Origin of the sequence: Paenibacillus sp. M2 (assembly GCF_046713495.1) — a bacterium.
GTDB lineage: Bacteria > Bacillota > Bacilli > Paenibacillales > Paenibacillaceae > Paenibacillus > Paenibacillus amylolyticus_B.
Window position 1 is genome coordinate 1,784,861 of sequence record NZ_CP169648.1, and the last position, 18,138, is coordinate 1,802,998.

General features: G+C 44.7%; 24 protein-coding genes. 22 read left to right on the top strand and 2 right to left on the bottom strand.

Translation table 11 applies throughout. From position 1 onward, the window contains the following. Positions 1–85: 85 nt before the first annotated feature. The 4 genes from ACETMN_RS08090 (at position 86) to ACETMN_RS08105 (ending at position 3,928) form a co-directional block, all read left to right on the top strand. On the top strand, positions 86–742 hold the full coding sequence (locus tag ACETMN_RS08090; RefSeq protein ID WP_341072751.1) for a hypothetical protein: 657 nt from the start codon (positions 86–88) through the stop codon (positions 740–742). 121 nt (positions 743–863) lie between these two features. Continuing rightward, positions 864–1,253 (top strand): GNAT family protein, encoded by a 390-nt coding sequence (locus ACETMN_RS08095; RefSeq protein WP_341074208.1) that lies wholly within the window; start codon positions 864–866, stop codon positions 1,251–1,253. 119 nt (positions 1,254–1,372) lie between these two features. Continuing rightward, positions 1,373–2,989 carry an FGGY-family carbohydrate kinase gene (locus tag ACETMN_RS08100; RefSeq protein ID WP_341074209.1) on the top strand — a complete coding sequence of 539 codons (1,617 nt, stop codon included), beginning with the start codon at positions 1,373–1,375 and terminating at the stop codon, positions 2,987–2,989. Between the two features lie 297 nt (positions 2,990–3,286). Continuing rightward, positions 3,287–3,928 (top strand): FusB/FusC family EF-G-binding protein, encoded by a 642-nt coding sequence (locus ACETMN_RS08105; RefSeq protein ID WP_091015102.1) that lies wholly within the window; start codon positions 3,287–3,289, stop codon positions 3,926–3,928. 102 nt (positions 3,929–4,030) lie between these two features. Here ACETMN_RS08105 and ACETMN_RS08110 read toward each other — a convergent pair whose 3' ends face one another. Further along, positions 4,031–4,618 (bottom strand): NAD(P)H oxidoreductase, encoded by a 588-nt coding sequence (locus ACETMN_RS08110; protein WP_091015100.1) that lies wholly within the window; start codon positions 4,616–4,618, stop codon positions 4,031–4,033. A 247-nt stretch (positions 4,619–4,865) separates the two neighbouring features. Between ACETMN_RS08110 and ACETMN_RS08115 the strand changes: the two genes are divergently transcribed. From ACETMN_RS08115 to ACETMN_RS08175, 13 genes are all read left to right on the top strand, one after another. Then, positions 4,866–5,264 (top strand): winged helix-turn-helix transcriptional regulator, encoded by a 399-nt coding sequence (locus ACETMN_RS08115; protein WP_091015098.1) that lies wholly within the window; start codon positions 4,866–4,868, stop codon positions 5,262–5,264. Then, positions 5,261–5,755 carry an NUDIX hydrolase gene (locus tag ACETMN_RS08120; protein ID WP_091015096.1) on the top strand — a complete coding sequence of 165 codons (495 nt, stop codon included), beginning with the start codon at positions 5,261–5,263 and terminating at the stop codon, positions 5,753–5,755. The genes ACETMN_RS08115 and ACETMN_RS08120 overlap by 4 nt, the downstream gene beginning before the upstream one ends. 60 nt (positions 5,756–5,815) lie before the next feature. Continuing rightward, the gene (locus ACETMN_RS08125; protein WP_143786489.1) at positions 5,816–6,205 is read left to right on the top strand and encodes a hypothetical protein; all 390 of its coding nucleotides are present in this window, start codon (positions 5,816–5,818) and stop codon (positions 6,203–6,205) included. A 145-nt stretch (positions 6,206–6,350) separates the two neighbouring features. Beyond that, the gene (locus ACETMN_RS08130; RefSeq protein WP_256975065.1) at positions 6,351–7,214 is read left to right on the top strand and encodes a DUF4085 domain-containing protein; all 864 of its coding nucleotides are present in this window, start codon (positions 6,351–6,353) and stop codon (positions 7,212–7,214) included. Positions 7,215–7,233: 19 nt separating this feature from the next. After that, positions 7,234–7,434 (top strand): hypothetical protein, encoded by a 201-nt coding sequence (locus ACETMN_RS08135; RefSeq protein ID WP_143786488.1) that lies wholly within the window; start codon positions 7,234–7,236, stop codon positions 7,432–7,434. A 109-nt stretch (positions 7,435–7,543) separates the two neighbouring features. Continuing rightward, on the top strand, positions 7,544–7,759 hold the full coding sequence (locus ACETMN_RS08140) for a hypothetical protein (protein ID WP_091015091.1): 216 nt from the start codon (positions 7,544–7,546) through the stop codon (positions 7,757–7,759). A gap of 70 nt (positions 7,760–7,829) precedes the next feature. Then, positions 7,830–8,378: an HAD-IIIA family hydrolase gene (locus ACETMN_RS08145; RefSeq protein ID WP_091015089.1), complete on the top strand. Its 549-nt coding sequence runs from the start codon at positions 7,830–7,832 to the stop codon at positions 8,376–8,378. 20 nt (positions 8,379–8,398) lie between these two features. Beyond that, positions 8,399–8,872, top strand: coding sequence for an NUDIX domain-containing protein (locus ACETMN_RS08150; protein WP_091015087.1), 474 nt, complete (start codon positions 8,399–8,401; stop codon positions 8,870–8,872). Positions 8,873–9,083: 211 nt separating this feature from the next. Beyond that, positions 9,084–9,650 (top strand): MepB family protein, encoded by a 567-nt coding sequence (locus tag ACETMN_RS08155; protein ID WP_091015085.1) that lies wholly within the window; start codon positions 9,084–9,086, stop codon positions 9,648–9,650. A 15-nt stretch (positions 9,651–9,665) separates the two neighbouring features. Further along, positions 9,666–10,049, top strand: coding sequence for a hypothetical protein (locus tag ACETMN_RS08160; protein ID WP_091015083.1), 384 nt, complete (start codon positions 9,666–9,668; stop codon positions 10,047–10,049). Between the two features lie 143 nt (positions 10,050–10,192). Next, positions 10,193–11,230 carry a hypothetical protein gene (locus tag ACETMN_RS08165; protein WP_091015082.1) on the top strand — a complete coding sequence of 346 codons (1,038 nt, stop codon included), beginning with the start codon at positions 10,193–10,195 and terminating at the stop codon, positions 11,228–11,230. Positions 11,231–11,318: 88 nt separating this feature from the next. Next, positions 11,319–11,702: a hypothetical protein gene (locus ACETMN_RS08170; protein WP_091015080.1), complete on the top strand. Its 384-nt coding sequence runs from the start codon at positions 11,319–11,321 to the stop codon at positions 11,700–11,702. A 65-nt stretch (positions 11,703–11,767) separates the two neighbouring features. Then, on the top strand, positions 11,768–12,064 hold the full coding sequence (locus ACETMN_RS08175) for an SHOCT domain-containing protein (RefSeq protein ID WP_091015079.1): 297 nt from the start codon (positions 11,768–11,770) through the stop codon (positions 12,062–12,064). Between the two features lie 146 nt (positions 12,065–12,210). Here ACETMN_RS08175 and ACETMN_RS08180 read toward each other — a convergent pair whose 3' ends face one another. After that, the gene (locus tag ACETMN_RS08180) at positions 12,211–13,194 is read right to left on the bottom strand and encodes a cation diffusion facilitator family transporter (protein WP_091015076.1); all 984 of its coding nucleotides are present in this window, start codon (positions 13,192–13,194) and stop codon (positions 12,211–12,213) included. Between the two features lie 289 nt (positions 13,195–13,483). Between ACETMN_RS08180 and ACETMN_RS08185 the strand changes: the two genes are divergently transcribed. The 5 genes from ACETMN_RS08185 to ACETMN_RS08205 all read left to right on the top strand — a co-directional run bounded on the left by ACETMN_RS08185 (position 13,484) and on the right by ACETMN_RS08205 (position 18,132). Further along, a complete protein-coding gene (locus ACETMN_RS08185) occupies positions 13,484–14,161 on the top strand; it encodes a response regulator transcription factor (protein ID WP_091015075.1) in 678 nt (225 codons plus the stop codon). Next, the gene (locus tag ACETMN_RS08190; protein ID WP_091015073.1) at positions 14,158–15,534 is read left to right on the top strand and encodes a sensor histidine kinase; all 1,377 of its coding nucleotides are present in this window, start codon (positions 14,158–14,160) and stop codon (positions 15,532–15,534) included. The genes ACETMN_RS08185 and ACETMN_RS08190 overlap by 4 nt, the downstream gene beginning before the upstream one ends. 67 nt (positions 15,535–15,601) lie before the next feature. Continuing rightward, complete coding sequence (locus tag ACETMN_RS08195; protein ID WP_091015071.1) at positions 15,602–16,732, top strand: ABC transporter permease; 1,131 nt, start codon at positions 15,602–15,604, stop codon at positions 16,730–16,732. Then, on the top strand, positions 16,729–17,406 hold the full coding sequence (locus ACETMN_RS08200; RefSeq protein ID WP_091015069.1) for an ABC transporter ATP-binding protein: 678 nt from the start codon (positions 16,729–16,731) through the stop codon (positions 17,404–17,406). Before ACETMN_RS08195 ends, ACETMN_RS08200 begins: the two co-directional genes overlap by 4 nt. A gap of 165 nt (positions 17,407–17,571) precedes the next feature. Continuing rightward, complete coding sequence (locus ACETMN_RS08205) at positions 17,572–18,132, top strand: NUDIX domain-containing protein (protein ID WP_091015067.1); 561 nt, start codon at positions 17,572–17,574, stop codon at positions 18,130–18,132. The last annotated feature ends 6 nt before the right edge of the window (positions 18,133–18,138 follow it).

An 18,138-nucleotide genomic window follows, 5' to 3' on the forward strand; every position in this document is an offset into this window, starting at 1 on the left:
TATTACCTTTATTTGAATAAAATGGTACGATAAAAACGTGAAATGCAAGTATATCCTGATTATTCCTATCGAGGAGTTGTACATAGTGAAAAAGATGATGATGTTTACACTTGTTGTAACGTTATTAAGCTGCTCCATGGCTCATACCGTTTCAAGTGCACCTAAGAAAATCAGCGTGATTTTTAATGAAAAGGAACTCAAAACACAGGCAGGAGCCGAAGCAAAAATGATAGACGGCCGAGTATATATCCCGGCTAATATTCTTCGAGGTGCGAGATTCTCCGTAGAGTATAAAAACTCAACGCTTCATTTGGTTAATAGCTATTTACTATACACCAGAAATTTGATGGAGATGCATGTGTTTAATCATGTCTTTACAACGCGATTCAACAAGATGGATCAGGAAGTGGTTCACATTTTGGGCAATGTGCTGCTTGAAGAGCCGGTAGATTTCTCGAAATTACACGAGTTCATAGCGGAAGCTGAATCAAATGCGGGAATCCGACCGGAGAACTTTACTCCCGTGCTAGACTATAACTCCTTTGATTTTGCACCTGCGAGACAAAGTGTAGAAGTATACAAAAAAGCAAGTCGTGAGTTAATCGCTTATGTCGATACTGGAGACACAGAGAGGTTGAAGTCGTTTTACGAAGAAAGAAAACAGGCACTTGAGTATTACGATTCTTACACCAATGTGTATGATCTTATTTTTAAAGCGAGTTTTACTAGTGCAGTTAGATAGAGAAGAAACTAGTAATGATGACAAGTGCAGGAGGGAATTCAAAATGGAATTTAGAAGAATAACTTAGGATAATTTTATCGAATGTATTGAACTTAAAGTCACTCCAGACCAACAAAGATTCATATCCTCGAACCAACATGCACTTGCTGAAGCGTACGTTGCCTCAGATGAGGGGCAGATTATTATTACTTTTGCAGTCTATAAGGAAGACAATATGGTAGGTTTTATTTCGATGTACTATGATGACGGGGATGGCAACTTTGAATATAGCAGTTATGGCATCTTCAAGATGATGATTGACCAGCGATACCAAGGTAACGGATATGGTAAAGAAATCGTAGTAAAAGCAATTGAGTATGCGAGGACTTTCCCACGTGGAAAAGCCAAAGTTGTAGAACTCACCTACAAACCTGAAAATCTAGCTGCGAAGAAAATTTATGACTCTCTTGGTTTTGTTCAAACCGGTGAAATATTGGCATGTGGTGAAGTACAGGCGGTATTAACGTTGTAATTGTCCGTTACAGCTCCAATCCTGCTCTTTCTTCATGAAATTTACACCTTGATTTGGGCTATTCAAATCACCTATTCCCGAATCGAGCTATTTCAAATTCAGAGAGGATGAATACGATGATGGATCAAAACTTGAAACAAGCAATACTCAGGGGAGAAACTTCGCTAGGCATTGAATTTGGATCCACACGAATCAAAGCTGTACTCATAGATTACCATTTCAAAACCATCTGTTCCAGCAGTTATGAATGGGAAAATCAATTGATTGGCGGTTACTGGACTTACCATTTGGATGATATGATTCATGGGTTGCAACAAACCTATCATCAATTACAGCAAGAGATTGAGGAAAAATATGGTGTAACGATACAAAAGATTGGATCAATCGGATGTTCTGCTATGATGCAGGGTTACATTGCACTTGATCAGGCAGGGGAGTTATTGGTTCCGTTCCGTACATGGCGTAATGCCACAACGGGGAAGGCTGCATCAGAGCTAACCGAGAAATTCCAGTTTAAAATTCCAGAGCGCTGGAGCATCGCACATTTGTATCAAGCGATTTTGAACGGAGAAGAGCATGTCACGAACATCAATTATATTACGACATTGTCGGGTTACATACATCGGCTCTTAACTGGCAGTAAAGCTATTGGTATAGGGGATGCCTCAGGCATGTTCCCAATGGATGAATCCACACGGGGATATCATGAAGTTATGTTGAAGAAGTTTGACGATTTAATTGCTGACAGAGGCTACGCGTGGAATCTTATAGATATTTTACCTAAAGTGTACCCTGCCGGTGAACATGCCGGATATCTTAGTGAAGCTGGTGCGCGACTGTTAGATCCATCGGGTAGGTTGGGATCCCATATTCCACTTTGCCCTCCGGAAGGCGATGCTGGAACAGGCATGGTTGCTACGAATAGTGTCCAAAAACGGACGGGCAACATTTCCGTGGGTACATCGATTTTTGCCATGATTGTATTAGAGAAAAACGTATCTGCGGTATACCCTGAGATTGACATTGTCACTACACCTGATGGCAATCCTGTGGCTATGGTGCTTGCGAATAACTGCTCCAGCGATATTAATGCCTGGGTCGACTTGTTCCGTGAATTTTATGTGGCGATGGGGATGAAACCCGATATGAATCAGTTATTTAGCGTCTTGTTCAATGAAGCGCTGAAAGCTGACTCGGATGGCGGTGGCTTACTGAGCTACGGCTACTATTCAGGGGAGAACATTACAGGAATTGCGAAAGGTCGTCCGTTGTTCGTGCGTTCTCCAGAGAGTCGCTTCAATCTGGCAAACTTCATGAGAGTCCATCTATTTGCTGCGTTTGCTGCACTAAGGCTCGGACTGGATATTCTCACACAGAAGGAGCACGTAACGATTGAGCACATATGGGCGCATGGTGGATTGTTCAAAACCCCACTTGTCGCTCAAAAAATGTGTGCCTCCGCACTGAATATTCCCGTTTCGGTCATGTCTACCGCGGGCGAAGGCGGCGCATGGGGAATGGCTATTTTGGCTTCCTACATGGTGAATAAGCAACAGGACGAGGGTTTGGCGGAGTACCTTACCACTAAAGTGTTTAAAGATGCACAAGGACAAGAGGTTGTTCCGAATCGTGTGGACGTGAATGGATTTGCCTTGTTCATGGAGCGTTACACCGAAGGGCTGGCCATTGAGCAGTCAGCAGTAGATCATTTCGTGGAAAATGGGAAGAAAGCCTGAGATGTAATCATATTTCCTGAAAAGAGGAAACTGGAACGAAGCCCGTTGCCTACGCTATGCCACCCTGTTATAATTCCGTTATATCTATCGTATTGGGGGTTATGACGTGGCAATAGGGATGATGCCGGATTGCTCGTTCGCTAGAAAGCCTTACGCAAAGCCTGAATAGGGGCGGACTTTGTGTAGGGCGCGACAAAAATGAGATTGTTGCCCTGAAATCAATATCAACATAACGGTTCATCCCGCAGGCTTTGCACCTTACTTTATTTTCCTAATAAAAATAAGGGGCTGAAAGCCATGCAAACACCATTTATTCATAATCATCAATTCAATTATATTCATAAACAAGCTGATTTCCTGCTCAAAACGCTACGCTCGGTCGTGGACCCCAAAGTATTGGATACGGTCCGTTATACCGTCAGTACGAATGCCGTTGGCATCTTCGATGATCTGACGCCGGAACAAAAGCAACTGCTGGAGCAGTTATCCACGTATGAGAAGACACATGAGTTGCAGACCTATCTGAACCAGCTGGAAGAATATCTGATTCCATTTCCGCAAGTATCCGCGAAGCAGATTCAGAAGCTGTTTCCCAAGGTAAAGAAGCTCAAAGTGCCGGATCTGGAATCCATCGATTATGCACGTACAACTTATCTGAGATGGACCGACATTGCTACCGATCGCTTGTTCATCGTGTATCCGCATGAAGGCAGATTCCTCGGAATTGAGGGACGGCTTACAGCCACGAACAAGAAAGGGTATTGCATGTTCTGTCATCGCCATCAGGAGCTCGGATTTTTCAACGTGAAAACCAAGAGTTATACGCCGGACAACATTTCTTCCGTGGCCCAGTACGTATGCATGGATAACACAGCTTGCAACCATAGTATTACCGATATCACTATGTTGGAGAAGTTCCTTCTCTCGACCGTAAAATAATGCAAGACACACAGACAGGGTCGCTCTTCGGAGCGACCTTTTTGCCGTGTTCAAGCGGAGTTGCGGCGTCAGGCGTCGTATCGATGTAGCGCTATAATGCCTTTATAGCGTCGAAGGGTCGTTGGCATAGTTCAGTCCCATGTGATGTGCATGGTTCAGCAGTGCCTCATAATGCTCAGGCTTGGATTCCAACGTTTCATATAAAAACTCAACCCTTGATTGGGACACGCCGCAATAATCGGCAATACCCACATTGAGCAGATTGGCGATTGATTGACCATAGTTGCGCTTATGCATCTGTTCTTCCGTCACACCCGAAAGAGCGATCCACAACATCTGCTGATGAGGGAGCTTGTTCGCGCCGTAGGCAAATCCGTTGTTCATGACACGATCCACATAACCCTTCAACATGGCTGGCAGATGCCACCACCAGAGAGGAAACACAAAAACCACAGCATCGTGTTTCTTCAATCGCTTCATCTCGGTTTCAACCTCAGGTGAGAACACTTGATTCTCTTGGGTATAGTCTGGTTCATCCATCTCACGAAGAATCGGGTCGAATCCAATTCCATGCAAATCCAATATTTCATAACCGTGACCAGCCTCGGTAAGCCCTTTTGCAAAACGTTCAGCTACCTGGAAGGTCAACGAATCTTTACGCGGGTGGGATACGACAACGAGTACGTTCATCTTAACTTTCACTACCTTTCTGGATTACGGTCTTGTAGCCATAAATCAATGGCTGATGCTATTATAAACAGGTATGAAAACATCTGGAAGTACGCACTTTGATGTTCTATAAGAAGAATAAAGTGCCATAGGAACATTGAAGTACCCTAAATGGCGGCCCCGAAATGGGCTTGAATAAATGGAAAAAGAGAAGCAAGAAGATTATGTTTTCACCTAGGATACAGCCTGATTATGGAGGGGTTCAAAAATGACGGAACATGGAGAAACAAGTGCTCCAAAGAAATATAAAGTAGGCGTGGAAGCGGCCTTGGAAGTGATGGGTGGGAAGTGGAAGCCTTTGATTATTTATCACTTGATGACTGGACGGAAACGCACGTCAGAGCTTCGACGATTGATACCGGACATTACGCAGAAGATGCTGACAACACAGCTCAGAGGTCTCGAAAAGGACGAGATTGTGCAGCGCAAGGTATATTCGGAGGTTCCTCCCAAAGTGGAGTATGAGTTAACGGACTACGGCTGGGGACTTAAGCCTGCCCTGGACCATTTGTGTTATTGGGGAGAAGATCATCTGGACAAAATCCACGGGGATAAGTTTAAGGTTCTGGAAGACTTTGATTCCGAAGAGAAGGGGGCGGGAAGGTGAATGGTGAGGAGCACGCGAAACAGGCAGTGCCCTATCGTTGCGAAGGCGTGGCTGTAGTTCTGTTGAAGAAGAGCTTGGATCAATACCGTGTACTGATGCTAAAGCGGGCGGGTCGTATGTTGCATAACGAGTGGTGTTATGTTGGCGGCGGGATAGAAAAGGGTGAGAAGGCATGGGAAGCTGCACTCAGAGAAGCCCACGAGGAAACAGGTATTACGGAAGTCCAGTTGTATTCTGCCAATCAATTCGAACAATATTATTCACCCATGGGAGAGTATATCTATACCGCTCCCGTATTCGTAGGATACGTGGATGAAAGCCAGGTTGTCCGGTTAAATCATGAACATACCGAGTACCAATGGATGACGTTTGACGAAGCCAAAGAAAATGCGGCATTGCCCGGAATTGAAGACATTTTGGATTTTGTTGAAAAGCATTTTGCCAGAAAAGTCCCTTCCAAGTGGCTTCGGATTTATGGAGAGAATGATTAGGAGGTGGAACTCATCACATACAAGACGATTTATCCAAGAGCATGGTTGAGCCTACTATGTATGTTGGTCATTGAAGCAATACTCCTCAGGGATGGTATTTACGATAAAAATGGGATTTGGAAGTACTCCCTGATCGCTCTATTGACCTATATTCTGGTTTATATCGTTTTCCTGATCTGGCGGTTATTTTTCACTAAACCCAGTATTACGCTGGCAAGCGATCATGTGATTTCTACGAAACATCAGAGATATGATGCATCTCAGATTGAGTGTATTTATGTGAATTACAGACGGATTGGCATCAAACTCTACGGTAAACGGTTAGTGCCGATCGATCTATGTTTTTATTTTCAAAGAGGCCAGGAGTCCGTAGGTGTAGAAGCTGTGCACGAATGGGCGGTGCGAAACGACAAAGAGATAAAACACAGATTTTTTCAAACCTTGGCGTAGACCCGTGCGTCTGTTGAGTATAAGGAATTGTTAAGGCTGAAGATAGGGGAGGCGTAGCAATGCAAACCATAGAGCAGTTTCTAACGAGATCGGGTCTACACTTCAATCGCAAAGTAGATTCTAAAAATCAGCAGGAGAGGTGCATATGAGATATTTAACGAAAGAATGGTATGAGCTGTGTCAACGAACAGGACTTCATTTTGGGATGAGGGTACATAGAGGAACGTATGAGTTTGATGAGAATCTATTTTTAAGGCTATATAAAAGAAAGGAAAAAGCGCATGTGAAGCAGGAGCGAGATCTTTATAACTTGGACCCGCGTTTCATGCTGGAGCATGATGGACAGGTGCTCACTCGCGTAGACAAAGCTTTCGGTGAGGGAGAAGTGACAGAAGAGGATCAGATCGTATTTCACATGCCGCCGGAACAAAGAGCGCATATCGAGAAACTTATTGCAGAATATGATGTACGCCCTCCGTTTGATGAGAAGAAATGCAAGGAAGAGTACAAAGAATCAATGGAATGGAATTTTCGATATAAGGCAGAGAATTTGCCACAGGAAATCGTTGAACAAATTGCGGATATCCGTGTGTTTACGTTGGGTTATTGTACGAGAGAAGTTATGCTACAGCTAAAGAAACAGAGCGCAGAAAATATGAGAGAGATGGAGCGTGTATCGGATGAATACCGGGAAGCCATTATAGCACAGGATATTCCGGATGAAATACATAGCCGAGTTCAATTTCATGATTGTACGGTAACGGAATTACTGACTGGAGAGGAAGTGCTCATTCGTTTTGACACCCGCGGGGGCTTCACCAGTATAAACAAACTTACGCTGGTTGCACCCCAAATCATCAAGCAAGACGGTGGAATTGTAGGCACTTACTGGCTGTATCAAGAGCTGTATCGGATCGATAACGGATATGAGCTTCATGTTCTTTTTGATGGAGAAAATATGCCTGAATTGATTGTTCGCTGTGCTGACATTCTCGCAGAGGAAGAGTGAGAGAGAGCCCAAAAGGAGGATGGAGGGAATAGAGATGGAATGGACCACCAGCACCTTTGGTTATTTATCTACTCCCGTATTTATCGTGGGCGTTGCGTGTTACTTTTTTCCTGACCTTTTATACAAAGTATTTGTTCTGATGAGATATCGAGAAATTAAACCGAATTGGGAGTTCGAAGATAACCCACCTCATAGTGATATCCCTAAACATATCGAATAAATATTAAAAGTACTAGGCACCATTATGGTGATCCTGGGGTTGATATGGTTTTGGTTTTCAGAAAAGTTTTACAATTTAGTTTTTTGACAGCAAGGAGTTGAGCAAAAATATGGAGTTTTTCTGGGCTTTAATTATCTCAATGATAAGTATTATTGTGGTTCTTATCTTTGCGGCAATTATACGTTATGCCGTAGATTCATCCAAAACATCCCAAAAGCTGGATCTACTCATCAAAGAAGTACACTATCTTAAAACTGAAATCAAAAAACAGCAACACCATAAGCAGCAAGATGATAGCAAGCATATTATCGATGAGAAAGTATAGGGAAATAATTTAGATAGATCAGAGGCGAGAGATCCAATTAATATGTTCTCGGTAAGGAAAGGAACAAACCATGATGAAACCAAATGGGAATGTACAAGCTGTTTTTATAGACAGGGATGGAACCATCGGTGGTACAGGTCATTTTATTCATCCGAGAGATTTCAGATTATACCCCAATGCTCAAGAAGCCTTTATGTGTTTGAAACGAGAAGGAATTATGGTACTGGCGTTTACGAATCAATATCGAATCTCACGTGGAGAAGCAAGTGTTCAGGAGTTTGAAGCGCAGTTTCGCGAGTATGGATTCGATCACTCCTATATATGTCCGCATGAGCAAGAATGCAGTTGCCGAAAGCCGAAACCCGGGATGTTACTGCAAGCTTCCGAGGAACACGGCCTGGATTTATCCAAATGCATCGTTATTGGAGATGTGGGAGATACAGACATGCTTGCTGCACACGCAGTAGGAGCGACCAAGATTATGGTGAGAACAGGCTGGGGGGAATCTTCATTAACGAAATTCAGAGAAAAATGGGCGGAGACCAAACCTGATTATATCGCAGAGGATATTTGGGATGCCGTACAGTGGATCATTCATGGAAGAGAATTTAGAAAATAAAAGACAGGAGGTAGACCTGTATGGGCATGTCAGACTATTACATAAATCTCAGGGACAAGATCGGCAACGAGCTTATTTTTATGCCGGGTGTCGCTGGGATTATCCGAAATGAACAAGGGGAGATCCTGTTCGGTCGTAAACATAACGAATCAACCTGGGGGTTAATTGCTGGAGCCATTGAGCTTGGTGAGACACCGGCGCAAGCGATGGTAAGAGAGGCACTGGAAGAGACAGGTCTAGTTGTTGAACCCGAGAAGATTATTGGAGTATACGGGGGTGAAGCAAGAAGGTTTACATACAGTAATGGTCATCAGGTTGAATATTTGACTATCGTTTTTGAATGCAGGATCAAATCCGGGCAACTCACGCCCGATAATGAAGAGATGAAGGATTTGCAGTTTTTCCCCAAGGATCAGCTTCCACCCATGGCAAACCAGTATCCAGATTATATTTTTAGTTCCAATCAAGAAGAACGAGCACATTTTGAAAGATAACCCAACCCACTGTGCAACTGGAATCTAACCTCACTTTATGTTTACCAAATAAATCAAGATCCTAGTTATATGAGGAGAACTATATGTTAATCAATCCAACGATAAATGAGATCAATAACTTATTCAAGATACATCATATCAATGAAGAAATATCTGAAATTATCGCAAATGCCTAAGTTCAGACTATATAAGACAGGAGAGATATCACAAGTTGGATAACAAAAGTAGTTTGAATTGTCCGAATGCTTGGACTACTCCTGATATACTTCATGGCGACTTAGTTGCCAGTAAAGAACTTATCTATGACAAGTGTGGCTTTATCTGCTCACAACCACATGAAGAAGCACAAAATGCTGAATACGGGGCGTATGTATTCACCTTAAATTCTCTCTCCATTCGATTTCGCGTCGCCAAAACCACCCCAACTAAGATTGGACAATTTGTTACCCTGTGGGAGCGGAGTGAGGATGGATCGACACAGCCATATGATGTATCAGATCCAGCAGATATGTATGTCATTAGTACGCGCACAGGTAGCAACTTTGGTCAATTTGTATTTCCAAAACATGTATTGTTACAGCGAGATATCATATCGGATCAAGGCAAAGGTGGCAAGCGCGCCATACGTGTATATCCGCCTTGGGACAAACCAACAAGTAACCAGGCTCAGAAAACCCAGCAGTGGCAGCTTGAATACTTCCTGGAAGTACCTTTTACTGAACCATTGAACTGTGATCAAGCCCGGGTACTTATGATAAACCATTATAATCACCTATGATTTAGGAGCGTGCTCATGATCGTATTAACGTCAGCAATAGCATTTACCTTCCTGATCCTAATCGTGATTCTCTTTCAAGTTGCTTTAGCGGTAGGTGTGCCGTGGGGCGAGTATGCTATGGGTGGGAAGTTTCCCGGGAAATACCCTATCTCCATGCGATTTTCCTGCATAGTTCTGATTGCGATTTTGGCATTCATGGGGATCATTGTTCTGAGTAAAGCAGGATTGCTTTGGCCTCAGTGGTCTGTTTTTGCAGAGACAGCGATCTGGTTTATCGTCGCGTATTTAGTACTTGGGACGATTTTGAATCTGATTACGAGAAGTGTATGGGAACGAAGAATCTGGGCGCCTGTAACATTGTTGATGCTGATAACGAGTATAATCATTGCCATTTCATAACAATGGGCAACAACGAAATTTACAAAACTAGAGCCCTGGCATGTTATGCCAAAGGGCTCTATGAATCACTGCCGTTCCTCATTTATACTATTGATAGTTTAACCCTTACATAGAGAAGATCAACGGAGAGGAGCGGTTTTATTATGCCGATCTACTACTACCTTGCAGCAGTTTTATTGGTTGTAATAGCCTATTTGATTCGACGCAAGCTCAAGACTTTCCGTCCAGCAGGAAGACGCAGGAAACAGACGAAAGTTACGTACAGACGAAAAAAAGTGCCATTGAATCTTGGACTTCGAGAAGAAGTTTCCTATCAACAAACCATTCTTCAGTTGGAGAAGAGCTACAATAAACATTTTGCCAACAAACTCAAGATCCGAATTCAACAGGAGTATCCTCACATGAAAACGCTGGAGTATCGGTGGAAACTAATAGAGCTTAAGAGATACTTCATTATGGCTTCATTACTTAAGCAGGTGCCTATGTTTAGTGATGAGATAGATGATTTGTGGCATGAGATGCTGATGTTCACGAAATCTTACGCTGACTTTTGTGCAGAGTTAATGGGTTCCATGGTACACCATGAACCTGCAATCACTCGCCGCGAAATGCCAGGAGCACGTGCATGGTTTGACTGGGTGTACTGTCAATTATTCGAATTCACCCCCTACAGTGCTGCAATCTGGGGTGATTTTTTCGCTTACCCATTATCCAGTGATGTTCAGAAGCTGATTACACAGGGTGATCAATCAAAACTTGTGAATGAATTGTTTCATGCCAGACGCATGCAAGAGGATCCTGAAGCTGCTCAGGTGATTGCTTACTTGATTGATAAATTAAGTGGATCCGCAACTCTAAGTGAAGAAGAGTTATCTCCAGCATCTTCCGGAGGTAGCGATGTAGCTCTCGTCATGGCTAGCGCCATGGTGTATTACTCCATGCATAATGAGGCGACATATGGACTACACATGGGCCGACTGGAGCAGGAAATTCTTCCACAAGAAAAGGCAGTCTCTGGTTCCTCGTCAAGCAGTGGTTGCACAAGCGGTTCCAGCTGTTATACGGATCAATGTACTGATAGTGGTAGTTCCTCGGGAGGATCCGGATCATCCTCGGGATCATCTTCTGACTCTTCTTGCAGCTCATCCAGCTGTTCATCTTGTGGTGGTGGCGGAGATTAATGAAGTTGAGTATGTAGGCTGCATTAGAATCTGCAATCTTGAATGAAACAGTCACTAGACAAATGGAAATTCCGGAAAGGAAGAGCACATGCGAAGCTCCAGATTCACACCGTATTTAAGTTTTATAGGTTTTGGATTAGTCATTCTCACCTTGAGTGTGAATGTAAGCTTCAAACTAGGAATGGAGAAAGGTTTGGATGAAGGTTCCCTTATGCTGTTGTCAGTTGCTAATGCAGTGTTACTGATATATACGTTGGTATGGGGTGTATTTGGTGTAATCGAGTTTATGCTGTTATGGAAAGAAAAACAAAAGATAAAGTCCAAGCTGGAACGCGGAAAAATGAACAAAGAGGAATTCTTAGATCAGACTAAGAGAGTGAAGACCAGTCTGGAAATCAACATCAGTTATATTGTCATCCTGTTGTTTCAGCTTGGATACGTCATAACAAACTGGGACGAGGTTAATGTTTAGTCTTCTGACCGACCTTTCCTGATTTTGAATAAAAACATACATAACAAGTAGGAGGAATAAATTCATTGAAAGCATTATCGATTGTCAGCCTTATTGGGTTCGTACTCAATTTTTTGTTAATGGTCGTTTTTTTAGATGGTTCGCAAGATGGTGCGGAAGTAGCGGCAGGTTTGGGACTTCTCGGTGTCCTATATGGTCTGCTTTTCTCAATTCTAGCCCTAGTGATATCTGGCAAGAGAAAAAAGACCCCTGTGAATGTTCATGAACAACTGCTTCAGCTAGGTGAATTAAAAGAAAAAAATATCATTTCAGAATATGAATTCGATCAAAAGAAAGAAAAGCTACTCGCCAGATACAAATAGCCCAGAGTCTGCTGCGATAAGGTAAAGGCTATTCCATTTTCTACTCATACCAAAAAGCTGAACTTAGGAAAATAAAAACAGGGCGTTCCCATTCCGGGGAATCTGCCCTGTTTTTATTTAGAAGCAATTATATATTTATACCCATCTCAATGGTGATGGTGTGCGTGAGCATCAGGTGCGTCGCCTTTGACCGTACATAGTACCGAGGTGTCATGCAGATGTTTCTCGGACTCCACTTGAAGCGTCACGTGTTTAATTTCTTTATGCTCCAGCATATGTTCAATCTTCTGAACCAGGATCTCGGATGCATAAACATCCATCGTTCCATCTACGACGATATGAGCAGTCAGTGCGTTCAGGTTACTGGTAATGGACCAGACATGCACATCGTGTACGCCTTTGACGCCATCCACTTGTTTGATGGTCTGCACCAGCTCATTCACATCCACATTGGCCGGTGTACCTTCCATTAAGATATGCAGAGATGATTTGGTGACATAGAACCCACTACGCAATACGAGTGCCGCGACAATTACACTTGCCAGTGGATCGGCCCAACCCCAGCCAAAGAACATCATGAGCAATGCTGCCGCAATGGCACCAACCGATCCGAGCATATCACTAATGACGTGGAGATAAGCACCGCGCATATTCAGATTATTCTCCGTATCGCTACCACGCATCATGATCCAGGCCACCAGAATATTAACGAGCAATCCAATGACGCTGATGATTAACATACCTACGGTTGCGACTTCTGGCGGGTTAATGAATCGACCAATGGCTTCGTAGAAAATGTAGAGTGCAATGGCGATTAATGTAATTCCGTTTAACGTGGCAGCTAGAATCTCGAATCGTCTGTAGCCGTACGTTTTGCCAGTATTCACGGCTTTTTCACCAAACGTGAACGCCAGTAAAGCGATCCCGAGTGCAATGGAATCGGACAACATATGACCTGCATCCGAAATAAGTGCGAGACTGTTGGTAATGAATCCGCCAATGGCTTCAACAATCATATAGACGGTAATAATAATAAAGGAAAACAGCAGTACTTTCTTGTTATTGGTGGTGTGAGCGTGGTTGTGCCCATGATCGTGCCCATGGTCATGACTGTGTTGATGTCCAGACATATAAATCCTCTCCTTTGGAGCTTTGCTCCGTTATGTAAAATGATTTCTAGTGTGACTATAAATGATCCTTAACAAGGATTAACCACCTACAAATGAATATATGAGCGGTTGTTCATATGTTATGGTTTTATTATAGTTGCGCCTCATAGTAGTGTCAACCAGATTTAAGGAAATGTAAACATACCAAGGTATCTCCGTGCACGTGCTGGCGAATGAGATTGCTTTTGTGCTACCATCTGTGCAGGATCATAGTGAGATGTTCTCGCTACATAGAAGGGCGGACAACGATATGAAACATCTGCTGCTGGCAGACGATGATGCGAATATTCGAGCACTCTTGCGGCATGTCATGACCAAGGAAGGCTATCGGGTCCATGAAGCGCAGGATGGTGTAGAAGCGGTGAAACTGATGCAAGAAACGCCAATCGATCTGGCGATCCTCGATGTCATGATGCCAGGCATGGACGGACTGGAGTTATGTGATTTCATTCGGCAGCATTACGACATTCCGATTATGTTGCTGACGGCACGAGATCAGCTATCTGATAAGAGAGAAGGTTATTTGAAAGGAACGGATGAGTATGTGACCAAGCCGTTTGAACCCGAAGAACTGGTTTACCGGGTAAAGGCATTATTTCGTCGGTACCATCGCACATCCAGCGATATCATCCGCATGAATCGAATCGTCATTGACCGTAACAATGTGGAGGTCACGGACGGGCAATCCATTCTCTTTTTACCAATGAAGGAATTTGAATTACTCTCACAGCTTGCCCAGTTTCCGGGACGGTTGTTCTCTCGGGATGAACTCATTCGACTTGTCTGGGGAGCAGATTACGAAGGAGATGACCGTACTGTTGATGTACATATTAAGCGACTCCGTGATCGGTTTGCTGATTATGCGGACGATTTCGTGATCCAAACGGTGCGGGGCATTGGTTACAAGATGGAGGTGAAAGCACCGTGAGGACCTTGTACGTCCGGGTATTCCTTATTACGGTTGCGGTAATTGTGGTCAGCGGCATGCTGGGTTTCCTTTTGTCGAATATCTACTATCATGCGAAGCTCAAGGACTTCAATGATGAGAAGCTGGTGGGCATTGCAACGCAAATGAAGCAATTTGTGGAACAGCAACCCAGCACGATGGAGCAGTATTTGAACAATGCCGCCGCACTCGGGTACGAAATCTATGTGACGGATGGAAAAGGCAACGACCAATTCTACGGCCGCGAATTCCGTGAGAAGGACCTGGACAAGCGAGCTGTAGATCTGGTACTTAATGGTGAGGTGTACCATGGCGTCGCCCAGTTTCCAAGTAAACCGTTCATTACCGGTTTCTTTGATAATCAATTAAGCAATACCGTGGGTGTTTATCTACAGCTAGGCAATGCGAATTACGCTCTTTTTATGCGTCCGGATGTAATTCTGCAGTTCGGTGAGCTGCGAATCTTTTTTGCACTGATTGGCGCATTTACCATAGGTATCAGTATCCTGATCTTTCTGATCAGTACCCGATATCTGGTCAATCCGATTGAACGTCTGTCCGAGGCGACCAAACGCATCGCACAAGGAAAATATAATCTGAAATTGCCTACTGCAAGACGGGATGAGATTGGACAATTAGCCCAGCATTTCATGACCATGAGCCGTGAATTGGAGAGGGTCGATCAGGCACGGCAACAGTTTGTATCGAACGTATCCCATGAGATTCAATCACCGCTGACCTCGATTCAGGGGTTTGCCCAATTGGTGGCGGATCGAGATCTACCCGAACAGGAACGAGAGCACTATGCATCGATCATTGAGGAGGAGAGTCGTCATCTCTCTTTGCTCAGCAAACAATTGCTTCTCCTGTCCTCCCTTGAACAGGGCAACGAAGATCTGACCAAAGTGAAGTTCTCTCTGCGGGATCAATTCCGGCAAGCGGTTCAGGTGCTGCAATGGCAACTGGAAGAAAAAGAACTGCTGCTTCGGATTTCGGTGCCCGAATCCATCCAGCTGATTGGCAATGAAGTGCTGCTCATGCAAGTCTGGATGAATCTTCTCGGTAATGCGGTGAATCACCTTCCACAAGGAAGAAGCATCGAGATCCATGCCGAGCAGATAGATGACCAGTGTGTAATCCAGATTCGGGATACAGGGGACGGCATTGCTGCGGAGCATCTGCCTTTTCTGTTCGATCGATTTTACCGGGTGGACCGTGCGCGGGAACGTTCTTCGGGGCGAACCGGGCTTGGACTTGCCATTGTGCAGAAAATTATCCGAATCCATGACGGTACAATTGAGGTTGCCAGTTCGCCTGAGGGAACAGTCTTTACCGTGACCCTTCCGCAGATGTAATCTGTTATTCATTTTCCGTTCATTTTCGCCTCCTATACTTGGGTTATCAAGAGGGAGGTCACACAACATGTACTTGGCTATTCGGGAAATGAGGTATGCCAAAGGGCGGTATGCCTTAATTGCTACAATCATGGTACTGGTTTCATTTCTGGTACTGTTTGTTACAGGTCTTGCACAGGGGCTGGCTTATGATAACGCAGCTTCGGTCAAAAATATGGCAGCAACCCACTTTGTGCTGGAGCAGGATTCGAATCATCGGTTTACCCGGTCACAAGTGGATCAGGATCAGCTTGATCAAGCTCGCTCCGTAGTGGGGCAAGAGAACGCTGAGCCGCTCGGTGTGAAAATGACAACCGTCAGTCCAATGGGCGACACGAAAAAGATTGATGTCACGTTGTTCATGGTGAATCCGGAAGGCTGGCTTGCTCCAGCAGTTACCGAAGGAACTCCGATTACGGATCAGACCAACGGGCAGGTTGTGGTGGATCATAAGTTAGCTGAATCTGGTGTGACGATTGGTACCGTTCTGGTCGATCAAGCGTCGGGAATGGAGTGGACCGTTGGCGGATTTGTACAAAATGAGTCTTTCAGTCACTCGCCGGTCGTGTTCCTGAATGAAGAAGAATGGCTTACGCTTCAAGGAGGTTCACGAACTACACAAGGTTCGGCCGACATCAATGCCAATTCGCCGATATACAATGCCATTGCGGTAAAGGACGCGGGTGAGCAGGTAGACGGACTGAGTGCTGCAATGCCTGATACGGAAGTCATCACGAAGTCGGATGCCGTATCGGCCATTCCTGGATATAAGGAAGAGCAGGGATCGTTGCTCATGATGATCGCTTTTCTATATGTCATCTCGGCGTTTGTGCTTGCGGTATTCTTCTATGTCATCACGATTCAGAAAACAAGTCAGTTCGGCATATTAAAAGCGATCGGAACGCGGAATGGATATCTGGCGGGTAGTGTTTCGTTACAAGTGTTCATTCTGTCGGTTGGCAGTTTGGTCATTAGCGTACTGTTGGTTCGACTGTTTGAGTCCATCTTGCCAGCATCAATGCCATTTCAATTAGGCTTATCCACGCTTGCCTTAACCTGCATATTGTTCATCCTGATGTCTATGGCGGGTTCATTATTTTCAGTGTGGAAGGTTACCAAAATTGATGCACTTGATGCGATTGGGAGGACTGCAGCATGAGAAACCGATTGGTATTACAGGGAATTACCCAGACCTTTGAAGATGGTGGCAGTAAACGCACGATTCTGGATAAGCTCGACCTTGAGGTGGCCGAGGGGGAACTGGTGGCTGTGATGGGGCCTTCCGGCTCGGGTAAAAGTACATTCCTGTCCATTGCTGGCGCACTTCTTGAACCAACGGAAGGACAGGTTCTGCTGGACGGGGCTTCTATTATGGGCAAAAGCAAACAAGATATATCCGATGTACGGCTACAACAGCTTGGTTTTATTTTCCAAAGTGCCAACCTCATTCCTTACCTCAAAGTAGAAGAACAACTGATGGTGGTCGCGAAGCTTGCCGGAACGGATAAAAACAAGGCGGAGAAACGAGTGGATGAGCTATTGGATACCGTAGGGTTGACCCATCGGCGGAAGGCGTATACGGAGAAGCTGTCTGGTGGGGAGCGTCAGCGGGTTGCCATTGCACGGGCCTTGATGAACGACCCTGCTGTCCTGCTCGCGGATGAACCAACAGCCAGTCTGGATGCGGAACGTGGGCTGGATATTGTCGGCATGATTGCACGGCTCGTGAAAGAGCAGGGCAAGAGTGCAGTGATGGTTACACATGATGAGCGGATCTTGCCGCTCTGTAGCCGGGTTCTTTTTTTGGAAAAGGGAAAGCTGGTGCAGCATTAGACGATTAGGTGAATTTGTCAGGAACGGAACGATCTGATGTGGTTAAGGACGAGAAGGTCATGTATTCCCTCAAGGGGAAGGTGGCCTTCTTTCTTCATTTTCATCTATAATTGGGAGAAGTATATAGATGAGAGATTTTATTTTACATAGAGAGGAACGGTGCGGATGAGCAGCTTGAATGCAGAACAATTCCCGGCGCTGAGTACGTCAATTCATTGGGGAATTATTGAGGCAGAGTTCAGATTAAATGACATCGTGGATGAAAAGCTGGTGAGCAATGTTAGCATCATTCCATTTGTCGGGGATCAATGTGTTGTTTTCCAACTGGATAATGGAGACTGGGAGCTGCCCGGAGGCACGCTTGAAGCAGGTGAGCCGTATATGGACGGACTGAAGCGCGAACTGATGGAGGAACTTGGGGCGGAAATGCGTTCCTATCAGATTTTTGGTCAATTCCACTGTACATCCAGTGCGTTGGAACCGTATCGACCGCATATCCCGCATCCCCATTTCGTGCGAATCATCGGATATGGAGATGTTGAACTTGTCGGTGATCCGCTGAATCCAGAGGATGGCGAGCAGGTGGTTGCTGTTGAAGTGGTAGAGATTGATGAAGCGATTCGGAGGTTCCGGGCACAGAACAGATATGACATCGCCGAGATGTACCAACTGGCTCATATACTGCGAGAAAAAGCTAAACAGGCAGGCAAGGACCAAGTATTTTAATTCCAG